Source organism: Pseudomonas sp. C2B4, from assembly GCF_013359695.1.
Taxonomy (GTDB): Bacteria; Pseudomonadota; Gammaproteobacteria; order Pseudomonadales; family Pseudomonadaceae; genus Aquipseudomonas.
The window spans coordinates 1-10,871 of record NZ_JABFMU010000101.1; the positions used below are offsets into that span (position 1 = coordinate 1).

Annotated in this window: 8 protein-coding genes and 1 pseudogene; all 9 read left to right on the forward strand. The window is 61.0% G+C overall.

Translation table 11 applies throughout. From position 1 onward, the window contains the following. Nucleotides 1–429 precede the first annotated feature (429 nt). The 9 genes and pseudogenes from HNQ83_RS30235 (at nucleotide 430) to HNQ83_RS30270 (ending at nucleotide 10,765) form a co-directional block, all read left to right on the forward strand. Nucleotides 430–1,338, forward strand: a complete 909-nt coding sequence (locus HNQ83_RS30235; protein ID WP_175392504.1) for a LysR substrate-binding domain-containing protein — start codon at nucleotides 430–432, stop codon at nucleotides 1,336–1,338. Nucleotides 1,339–1,615: 277 nt separating this feature from the next. Continuing rightward, the gene (locus HNQ83_RS30240; protein ID WP_175392505.1) at nucleotides 1,616–2,803 is read left to right on the forward strand and encodes an aromatic ring-hydroxylating dioxygenase subunit alpha; all 1,188 of its coding nucleotides are present in this window, start codon (nucleotides 1,616–1,618) and stop codon (nucleotides 2,801–2,803) included. 12 nt (nucleotides 2,804–2,815) lie between these two features. Then, nucleotides 2,816–4,261, forward strand: coding sequence for an aldehyde dehydrogenase family protein (locus HNQ83_RS30245; RefSeq protein ID WP_175392506.1), 1,446 nt, complete (start codon nucleotides 2,816–2,818; stop codon nucleotides 4,259–4,261). Nucleotides 4,262–4,266: 5 nt separating this feature from the next. After that, nucleotides 4,267–4,431, forward strand: a pseudogene (locus tag HNQ83_RS31400) (rubredoxin); the annotation flags it as partial. After that, nucleotides 4,420–5,664, forward strand: a complete 1,245-nt coding sequence (locus HNQ83_RS30250; RefSeq protein ID WP_256669343.1) for an FAD-dependent oxidoreductase — start codon at nucleotides 4,420–4,422, stop codon at nucleotides 5,662–5,664. The pseudogene HNQ83_RS31400 and the gene HNQ83_RS30250, both read left to right, overlap by 12 nt. 10 nt (nucleotides 5,665–5,674) lie before the next feature. Beyond that, entirely contained in the window at nucleotides 5,675–7,003 is a 1,329-nt protein-coding gene (locus HNQ83_RS30255) for an FAD-binding oxidoreductase (RefSeq protein WP_175392508.1), read from the forward strand. Beyond that, the gene (locus HNQ83_RS30260; RefSeq protein ID WP_175392509.1) at nucleotides 7,000–7,365 is read left to right on the forward strand and encodes an ethanolamine utilization protein EutQ; all 366 of its coding nucleotides are present in this window, start codon (nucleotides 7,000–7,002) and stop codon (nucleotides 7,363–7,365) included. Before HNQ83_RS30255 ends, HNQ83_RS30260 begins: the two co-directional genes overlap by 4 nt. Before the next feature lie 149 nt (nucleotides 7,366–7,514). Then, on the forward strand, nucleotides 7,515–8,762 hold the full coding sequence (locus HNQ83_RS30265) for an MFS transporter (RefSeq protein ID WP_175392510.1): 1,248 nt from the start codon (nucleotides 7,515–7,517) through the stop codon (nucleotides 8,760–8,762). 332 nt (nucleotides 8,763–9,094) lie between these two features. Further along, a complete protein-coding gene (locus HNQ83_RS30270) occupies nucleotides 9,095–10,765 on the forward strand; it encodes a BCCT family transporter (RefSeq protein WP_256669342.1) in 1,671 nt (556 codons plus the stop codon). Nucleotides 10,766–10,871: the final 106 nt, after the last annotated feature.

A 10,871-nucleotide genomic window follows, 5' to 3' on the forward strand; every position in this document is an offset into this window, starting at 1 on the left:
GGTCAGTCAACATTTATGCTGAATGACACACCGCCTTCGCGAGCAGGCTCGCTCCCACAATGGGATCAGGAACAGTGCTGTGAGGGAGTGGTTGACTGATAGGCCGCCATCGCTGGCAAGCCAGCTCCCACAGGAAATTGGGTACACCGGCCAAAGCCAGGTCGGCTATCAGGCCGCCTCGTTTTGGCTTTTCGCGGTGCACGCCCCCTCGAGCGAGGCACCGAACGAAAGGGGCAAGAGCCCTTGGTTACTTGGGGCTTTTCCAAGTGACCCGCTGTAAGAGCGGAACCTTAAGCAGCCGCTACCGCAGCAATGGATATGCCCCCAATCCCTAGCCGTTTCATCGACCCATCAACGCCGCTGTCCACCTCCACCGCCAAGGACTAAACTCCCGCGATAAAACCAAAACAACGACGTGACCTTGCCTGTATGAAAATTCATCCCTTACCCCCCCTCAACAGTCTGGTCGCGTTTGAAGCGGCGGCTCGCCATTTGAGCTTTACGTTGGCGGCGCAAGAATTGAACGTGACCCAGGGCGCCATCAGCCGCCAGGTACGCCTGCTCGAAGATTACCTGGGCAAGGTCTTGTTCGAGCGCACCACCCGCACGATTCACCTGAGCCCGGCAGCCAGTCAGTATTACGAAACGGTCCGCGCCTCCTTGCTGCAAGTAGCCCAGGCCACCGGTGAGATTCGTCATTGGCAGGGCGCCGAGCAAGTGACGGTGGCGACCAGTACCGCGATGGCCTCGCTGTGGCTGCTGCCCAAAGTGTCCGAGTTTCAACGGGAAAACGAAGAGATCGACCTGCGCATCATTGCCCATGATCAGGTCAAGGATTTCTCGCGCCTGGATTGCGACCTGGCGTTGTATTACTGCAGTACGCCGCCCCGGGAAATGCAGGTCACGCCGTTGTTTTCCGAAGAGGTTTATCCGGTGTGCAGCCCCGCGTATCTGGCCAAGCATCCGGCCTTGAGCAAGCCTGGAGACCTGGCGGCCTGCACCTGGCTGGTGCTCGACGACCCGCAGCGTGACTGGCTCGGCTGGCCCGAATGGTTTCAAAGCCAGGGCTTGAAAAACGTCGAGCCCAAGCGCCGGATCAATATCAACAGTTATTCGATGGTGATCCAGTCGGCCCTCAATGGACAGGGCGTTGCGCTGGCCTGGTCGAACCTTGTCGATGATTACCTGCAAAGCGGCGCGCTCGTGCGACCGCTGGATGCGGTATTGCGCACCGATGCGCAGTTTTGTCTGCTTGAACCGCTGTCCCGTGGTGGTATGCGACAAAGCGTGAAGCGCTTCCGCAGTTGGCTGATGAATCAACTTCCGTCGAAGCCGTAACACCCCCTGTAGGAGCGAGCCCTGCTCGCGAAAAACGTCCAGACAACGCGGTCATTCAGACAGCACTTGTCATCGTTAACGACCATCGCGGGCAAGCTCGCTCCTACAGAGGGTGTGTTTTGCCCTGAACAAGCCTCTATTCATGATCAAAAGTCATGAATCCCTCCCGAAATATCGTTTGTCGACACCCCCCCGTTTTCCGAAACTTGCCGCCAGCGGACCTGGCCAACCAAGCCTGCCGACCCTTCCAAACCGTGCCCAGCAGGGGAAAACAATAATGAGCACCATCCAGCAAATTCCTGTGCATCACCTTGAAACTGTCCTCAATCCAATCCATGAAGCCACCGGCCTGAGCAACGAGTTCTACACCGAACAACGTTACTTCGAACTCGAGCGCGATCAGGTCATGGGCAAGACCTGGGCTTGCGTCGGTTTTGCCAGCGATCTGGGCAAGGCCGGTTCGGTCAAGCCGATCGACTTCATGGGCCTGCCGCTGCTGTTGATGCGCAACCGCGAAGGCCTGGTGCAGGTGTTTCATAACGTGTGCAGCCACCGTGGCATGAAGCTGGTGGAGGAGGCCGGTGAGGTGCAAGGCGTGATTCGCTGCCCTTACCACTCCTGGACGTACGACCTCAATGGCGGGCTGCGCGGCACGCCCCACGTCGGCGGGATCGATCAGCACAAGGACGAGCGCTTCGCCTGCGAAAAGCACGGCTTGAAGGCCATCCGCAGCGCCATCTGGATGGACATGGTGTTCATCAACCTGTCCGGCGATGCGCAGCCGCTCGAAGAGATGCTTGCGCCATTGACCCAGCGCTGGACCCAGTTCCTCGGCGAAGACGGCATGAGCCTGATGCGCCGTCGTCCGGGCCACGACGCCACTACCCTGGACATCAACTGCAACTGGAAGCTGGCGGTCGAGAACTACTGCGAGGCCTATCACTTGCCGTGGGTGCACCCGAGCCTGAACTCGTACTCGCGCCTGGAAGATCACTACAACATCATTTTCGACGAGCACTTCGCCGGCCAGGGCAGCTACGCCTACAACCTGTCGGACGTGGCGGGCACGCACCTGCCGAAATTCCCGGGCTGGCCGCTGGACCGTCTGCGCAATGCCGAATACGTGGCGTTTTTCCCGAACGTCTTGCTCGGCATCCAGGCGGACCATGCCTTCGCCATGCAGCTCGAACCGGTTTCCCCTGGTCGGACCATCGAGCACCTGCGCCTGTTCTATGTCGGTGACGAAGCCGCTTCCAGCGACGAATTCGCTGCTTGCCGCGACGCCATCCTGGAGTCCTGGAAAGTGGTGTTCGCCGAGGACATCAGCTCCGTCGAAGGCATGCAGAAAGGCCGGCATTCCCCAGGCTACAAGGGTGGCGCGTTCTCTCCGGAAATGGACATCCCGACGCACTTCTTCCACCAGTGGGCCGCGCGTCAGTTGCTCGCCACCACGCCGTCTGCCTGAGGAGGTTGTCCCATGTATCCGATAGCCTCTCACTGGCTCAATTACATCGACGGGCAATGGAGCGACAGCATCCAGCGCCTGACGGTGAACAACCCAGGCACGGCCGAGCCGTTGGCGACCATCGCCCAGGCCACCGTGGCCGATGCCGAGCGTGCCGTGCAGGCGGCCCGACGCTGCGCCGACAGCGGCGAGTTGACGCGCGTGCGTCCGGCGCAACGGGTCACCTGGTTGCTGCGCATCGCCGAAGAAATTCGGGCGGTGGCGGATGAGGGCGCGTGGGTGCTGTGCCAGGAAAACGGCAAGCGCCTGATCGATGCCAAGGACGAGTTCATCGAGGCGGCGCGCTACTTCGAGTACTACGCCGGCATGGCGGACAAGATCGAAGGCACCTCGATCCCGCTGGGCAACGGCTACATGGACTTCACCCTGTACGACCCGATGGGCGTGTCGGCCCAGATCGTGCCATGGAATTTCCCGGTATCGATCTGCGCCCGTTCACTGGCGCCGGCCCTGGCGGCCGGCAACGCGGTGGTCATCAAATCGCCTGAGCTTTCGCCGCTGGGCATGTGCGTGCTGATCCGCGCCATTGCCAACGCCGGTTTGCCCCAGGGCGCGGTCAACCTGATTTGCGGTCGTGGCCGTGAAGTCGGTTCGCATCTGGTGAGCCACAGCGGCGTCGATCAGATCGTGTTCACCGGTTCGGTGCCGACGGGGCAGTCGATTTTGCGCGATGCCGCTCAACATGCGATTCCAAGCGTGATGGAACTGGGTGGCAAGTCGGCGGCGATTGCCTTCGCCGACGCCGATCGGGAGCAACTGCTGGCCAGCGTCAAGTCAGGCATTTTCTTCAATGCCGGGCAGGTCTGTTCGGCGATGTCGCGGCTGTTGGTGCAGCGCGAAATCTATGAAGAGGTAGTCGAGGCCGTGGTGGCCCTGGCCGAAGGGCTCAGCGTTGGCGAAGGTCAGGAAAACGCCGACCTCACGCCAGTGGTCAGCGCCGGGCAGTTGGCGGGTATCGAAGCCCTGTGCCGACGCGCCGTGGAAGACGGCGCCGTCGCGGTCACCGGTGGCGAAGCCTTCGCCGACCGTGCCGGGCACTTCATGCGCCCGACCGTGTTCCGCGACGTCACGCCACAGATGTGCATCGCCCAGGAAGAAGTGTTCGGGCCGGTGTTGGCGATCATGCCGTTCGACACCGAAGAGGAGGCCATTGCCATCGCCAACGGCACCGAGTTCGGCCTGGTGGCCGGGGTGTTCACCCAGGACATCAGCCGTGCGATGCGTTGCACTCGTCGTCTGAAATCCGGCCAGGTGTTCGTCAACGAATGGTACGCCGGCGGCATTGAAACGCCGTTTGGTGGCGTCGGTTTGTCGGGCTTCGGTCGGGAAAAGGGCCAGGAAGCCTTGTACAGCTACGTGCGCACCAAAAACGTGGCGATCCGGATCGCTGGGGAGTGAACACCATGTTCAAGACTTGGCTTTGCATTGTCTGTGGTCTGATTTACGACGAGGCGTTGGGCTGGCCCGAGGACGGCATCCTCGCCGGCACGCGCTGGGAAGATGTGCCCGAAGACTGGGTCTGCCCGGAATGCCACGTCGGCAAGGCTGATTTCGAGATGCTTGATATCAGCGAGTACACCGAGGCGGCTGTGGCTGTGAGCGTGCCGCCGCCAGCGGTAGCGGTGCCTGTTGTCGCTGCATTACCGCGCGGGCCGATCGTCATCATCGGCAGCGGCTATGCCGGTTATGGCCTGGCCCAGGCGCTGCGCAAGGCAGACTCGAAGGTCGAGATCCGTGTGCTGACCCAGGAGTCCGGGCACCTGTATTCCAAACCCGCGCTGTCGATCGGTTTGTCCCAGGGCAAGAGCGCCGAGGCGTTGTCCGGCGAGTCGCCACTGGCTATCGAACAGCGGCTGAACATCCGCGTCTATCCCCACTGCAAGGTGCTGGGCATCGACCGCTCAACACGACGCTTGCGCACCAGTTTCGGGGAGATGGAGTACGGCCAACTGGTTCTCGCCAGCGGCGCGCAACCGATCCGTCTGCCGATCCGGGGCGAAACGGCGGCCATGCTCAGCGTCAACAACCTGCAGGATTACCACGGCTTTCGTGAGCGTCTGATCGGTGTACAACGTGTGGCGATTCTGGGTGATGGCCTGATTGGCTGCGAGTTCGCCAATGACCTGGCGCACAACGGTTTCAGCGTGGATGTCATCGGCCTGGGTCGCTGGCCGATGGAGCGCTTGCTACCCGCCGAAGCTGGGCAGGTATTGCAGAGCGCGCTGGGTGAACTGGGGGTCAAGTGGCATCTGCAGAACACGGTGGAAGCCATCGAGTCGAACGGGCAGGGTTACCAATTGAAACTGGCGGGCGGCCAGACCCTTGAGGCCGACCTGGTGCTGTCGGCGGTGGGGCTGCGCCCGGACCTGAGCCTGGCCGAGAGCGCGGGCCTGGCGGTCGGGCGGGGCATTCAAGTCAACGCCCGGCTGCAAACCTCCGTGCCGGGCATCTACGCGCTGGGCGATTGCATCGAGATCGACGGCCAGCTGCTGCCGTATCTGGCGCCGATCAATCAGGGCATTCAGGCACTCAGCAAAACCTTGCTCGGCCAGCCCACTGACGTCGACTACCCGTTGATGCCGGTGACGGTGAAAACCCCGGCCGTGCCGCTGTGCCTGTTGGCGCCGACGATGGCCAGCGAAGGGCAATGGCGATGCACGCCGACGCCAGACGGTATGAGCGCCGGATTCCATGACGCCGAAGGCCGGCTCAAGGGCTTTGTCCTGCTCGGTCGCCAAGCGCAAACGCAGCGCAGCGCATTGCTGCAGTCCTGTCAGAACACTCAGCAGGCTGTCGCCTGAGGCTGGAACCATGAAAAATTCGATCAATTTGCCTTATGACGATGCGAGCTGCGGCTGGTACGCGGCGTTGCCCGAACAGCCGGCGTGCAAGCGCTTGTCCGGCGAACAGCGTGCAGACTTTGCGGTCGTCGGGGCAGGCTTTGCCGGTTTGGCCGCGGCCCGTCGCCTGGCCCAGCATCACCCCCAAGCGCGCATCATTTTGGTGGATGCGCAACGGGTCGCCCATGGTGCTTCGGGGCGCAATTCCGGGTTCGTGATTGACCTGCCGCACAAGTTCGCGCTGGAGCATCCGGACCCGGCACACAAGCAACGCTTGCTGTCGCTCAACCGGTCGGCCATTTCGCAGTTGCAGGGTCTGGTTCAGGAGCACCGTATCGATTGCCAGTGGTCCCACGCCGGCAAGTATCAAGGTGCGGTGGGCCCCCGTGGCCTGGCTTATCTGGATCACTTCGAGCGGTTGATGACTGACTTGGGTGAACCCTTCCGTCGAGTCGACTCGAAAGAGCTGGCCGGTGTACTGGGCACCCAGCATTACAGCGGCGCCATCTACACCCCGGGCTGCTACCTGATGCAGCCTGCCGCACTGGTCTCTGGCCTGGCGCGCTCGTTGCCGGGCAACGTCGAACTGCTGCAAGAGTCGCCGATCCAGCGTCTGGAACGTGACGGTCGCGGCGGCTGGATTCTGCATGGCACCAACGGCGTGATCCGCACCCCGCAACTGTTGCTGGGCACCAGCATCTTCACCCAGGAGTTTGGCTACCTGCGCAACCGCCTGTTGCCGGTGATGACCTTCGCCAGCTGGACCCGTCCGCTGACCGATGCCGAGCTCGCGACCTACGGCGGTCAACTGGACTGGGGCCTGACCCCGGCGGACCACGCCGGAACCACGGTGCGCATGACCCAGGATCGCCGCCTGATCATCCGCAACACCTACAAGCACGTGCCCAAGTACGGGCGCAGCACCAGCGACGCCATGCGCTTGAAGGTTCGCGAGTCGCATCGCAAGGCCTTCAAGGCGCGCTTCCCGCAACTGGCCGACGTGCCGTTTACGCACACGTGGGGTGGGGTCTACGCGATCTCGCGCAACTTCACCAACTTCTTCGGTGAGTTGGAGCCGGGCGTGCATGCGTCCGCGTGCGACAACGGTGTGGGGGCGGCCTGGGGCACGATTTCCGGCACCTTGCTGGCGGACCTTGCCGTGGGGGCCGACTCCGGGCCGTTGAACGACATTCGCGCCGTGACCGGTATGCCGTCGCTCAACCCACCGGAACCGTTCCTCGGCCTGGGGGTGCGTTCGCGCATTCATCTGGCCGCCTGGAACAGCCGGAGCGAGTTATGAGTGCGCCGGAAAAAAGCCGGGTACTGCGCATCGACCACCAGGACCTGGATTTCACCTTCCGTGGCGGCCCACCCGGCGCCGCCTACGTGGCTCGGGCCCTGAGCAATGAAATCTCGCCGAACATCGGCGTGGGCTTCGCTCGCTGGGAAGGGGCGCAAGTGGCCTGGACGGTGCTGTATGACGAAGTGATTTTCGTCATCGAAGGCTGCTTTGAGTTGCGGGTGGGCGATGAGCTTTTCCAGGTCACGCCCGGCCAGTTGCTGTGGATTCCCGAGGGGACCGAGCTGGTCTACGGCGGGCATGCCTTGTTCGGTTATGTCGTGCACCCGGGCAACTGGAAGCAGCTTCACGGCCTGATCTGAAGCAACTCTGTGGCGAGGGGATTTAGCGAAACGTCGCACCGCCCCGTTGGGCTGCGCAGCAGTCTCATCTTTTGGGGCCGCTTCGCAGCCCAACGGGGATGAATCCCCTCGCCACAGGTTTCGCATTTTCTTTTTTGGGAATCCGCACCGTGTTTGGACTGACGAAGACGTTCGGCGCGCTGTATTTGGCCAGCCTGATGATGCAGCTGGGATCGATGTTGCTGATGACCTGGCTGGCGTTGCGCCTGAACGTACTGGGGGCAACGGAAACGGCGGGCGGCGCTTTGATGGCCGCCAATGCCCTGGGCATGGTGCTGGGTGGCTGGGTCGGGCGCAGCCTGATCGCCCAGGTCGGGCACATACGCACCTTTGCGGCCTGTGCCGGCATCATTTCAGCGGCGGTGCTGGCCCACGAATTCAGCACTTCGCTGCCGTTCTGGCTGGCGCTGCGGGCGCTGGTGGGGCTGGCCATGATGTGTCAGCTGATGGTGCTGGAAAGCTGGCTCAACGACCAGGCCAGGACCGAACAGCGCGGCCGTGTCCTGGCGCTGTATATGGTGGCCAGTTACGTGGGCATGATGCTCGGCAATCTGGCCCTGAGCCTGGATGAAGGGTTGGGCATTCGCGTACTGCTTGGCGTGGCCATGGTCTTCGCCCTGGGTTCGGTGCCAGTGGCCCTGACCCGCAGCCTGCATCCGACGGCGGTGCCAGCGGCATCCATTGACCTGGGTTTGTTCCTGCGCAGGATTCCGCAGTCATTGGTGACCATTGCGGTGTCCGGCGTACTCAATGGCAGCTTCTACGGCCTGGCCGCGATCTATGCGAGCAAGCAGGGGCTGGCGACGGCGCAGATCGGGCAGTTCATGGCGTTGTCCATCGCTGCCGGGTTGCTGGCGCAGTTGCCCTTGGGCTGGCTCTCGGATCGCTTGCCCCGTGCCAGCCTGATCCGCGCCGTGGCGGTGTTGCTGATCGTCGTCAGCCTGCCGCTGGCGTTCAATCAAGCCCCTTCGTTTGCGACCTTGTTGTGGTTTGGCGCCGGCATCGGCTTCTTGCAGTTCTGCCTGTACCCCCTTGGCGTGGCGCTGGCCAATGACAACATGGAGCCCGCGTTGCGCGTGTCGCTCTCGGGCATGCTGTTGATCACCTTCGGCGTCGGTGCCTGTTTCGGGCCGTTGATCGCGGGGGCGCTGATGGAGACTCTCGGAGCACCGAGCTTCTACTTTTTCTATGCCGGCAGTGCACTGATGCTCGCGTTGTTCGTGGGTCAGAAAAAAATCACCGGCAAGCACCTTCAAAAGGATGCGCCGCTTCACCACCCGGTGACACCCAACGGGATTGCCAGCTCCAACCTGGTGACCGTTGGCGACGCCGTGGGTGAATGCGATTTGAAGCGGTGAATTTGTGCGCCCTTTGTGGGAGCGAGCCTGCTCGCGAAAAACGCCCAGACAACGCGGTCATTCAGACAGCACTCGTTATCGTTAACGACCATCGCGAGCAAGCTCGCTCCCACAGGTTGCGGGCCATTTTATTAATGCGTTTTTCTCATGAGTCGGTGACTAAATATGGTTTGAACGGTGGTCAGGTTTCAATCATCTTGGCCATGCTGCCAAGACCCAGATAGACCGGAATTAACCTGCGGATAAAGCGTTCTGGTGTCGGTCGATATCAGGTAACAAGCATCCTGCGGAACAGTAACTAAGCCCTTAAACAAAAACAAAAGGGGAAAACCATGCGTGCGCAATCCGGCATGTTGAAAGGCCTCAATCCGAATGTGACTGTTGCTTCCATATTAGCGGTGATCACATTTGTTCTGTTTTGTGCCTTTAAAGATGAACAGGCATCCAAGGCGTTTGAAATGGCCTCGGTGTTTATCCTGCATAACTTCAAGTGGTATTACATTGCACTGATCAGTGGCGTGCTTGGCCTGCTGCTTTATATCTCCGTCAGCCGTTTCGGTAACCTTAAACTGGGCGCCGAGCATGACCGGCCCGAGTTCAGTTTCGCCTCCTGGATTGCGATGCTGTTCAGTGCGGGGATGGGCATCGGCCTGATTTTCTGGTCGGTGGCCGAACCCATGTTGCACTACGCCGACAACCCGTTCTCCAAGGGTTTGACGGATGAGTCCGCCACCCTGGCCATGCGCATCACCTTGTTCCACTGGGGGCTGCACCCTTGGGCCATCTTCTCCATGATCGGCTTGAGCCTCGCCTACTTTGCCTACCGTAAGGGTTTGCCGCTGGCCCTGCGCTCACTGCTTTATCCGCTGATTGGCGACCGTATCTATGGATGGATCGGCCATGTTGTCGACATCATGGGTGTCGTGATTACAGCCTTCGGTGTTTCTCAGTCGCTGGGTTTGGGTGTTGTTCAAATCAACACCGGGTTGCATCAAGTGTTCGGTATCCCGGTCAGCGTCGGATTGCAGTTGTCCATTATTCTGTTTGTCAGTGTGGTTGCCTGTATTTCGTTATTGGCAGGACTGTCGAAAGGCATGAAGCGTATTTCCACGCTTAATATGTATTTGTCCTTCATATTGATGCTGGCGGTACTTGCCATTGGCCCAACCCGTTACATTCTCAATCTGATGTTTGAATCCACCGGCGACTATGTGCAAAACATCGTCGGCCTGAGTTTCTGGATGGACACCCAGAAAGACACTGAATGGCAAAACTGGTGGACGGCGTTCTACTGGCCGTGGTGGATGACCTGGGGTCCATTCGTGGGGCTGTTCATTGCGCGCATCTCCAAGGGCCGGACCATCCGCGAACTGGTGATCGGGGCACTGGTGGTACCGACCATGGTGACCATTCTGTGGATGTCGGTGTTCGGTGGTGCCGCGCTCAAGAATGAACAGCAGGATCGCCAGGCTTACCAGGCGTCCGTCGCCACCCAAGGCGTGACCCAGGAGCAGCCGAAGTTCGAAGGTGGCACGGTTCTGCTCGCCACCAAGGAAGAAACCACTGCCGCCATGTTCACCTTGTTGCAGTCGCTGGATGGCCAGGCGATTGGCGCCGCGCTCTCGATTCTTGTCTGTGTGCTGCTCGGTGTGCACTTTGTCACCACGGCGGATGCCGGCACCCAGGTGTTGTGCACGCTATGTGCGTTGGGTAGCACCAATCCGCCGAACTGGATCAGGTTGCTGTGGTGCATTCTGGAAGGCGCGATTGCGGCGGGGCTGTTGCTGGCAGGGGGGCTTAAAGCGATTCAGATGGCGAGTATTGCCGCTGGTTTGCCGATTGCCATGTTGCTGCTGGTGATGTCGTACACGCTGATTCATAGCTTGCGCAAGGAGATGCCGGCCGTGCCTGCGTGGACGCCGGCGGTGGGTGATTTGCCACATCGTGAAGTGGAATCGGTGGTGAACAAGTCGGGTTCGCTCGCTACCGCGCAGGCTTATTGATCGATAGCTGTCACCACCCACCTCATTGTGGGAGCGAGCCTGCTCGCGAATGCGGTGTGTCATTCAGCCTATATGTTGACTGACACGCCGCCATCGCGAGCAGGCT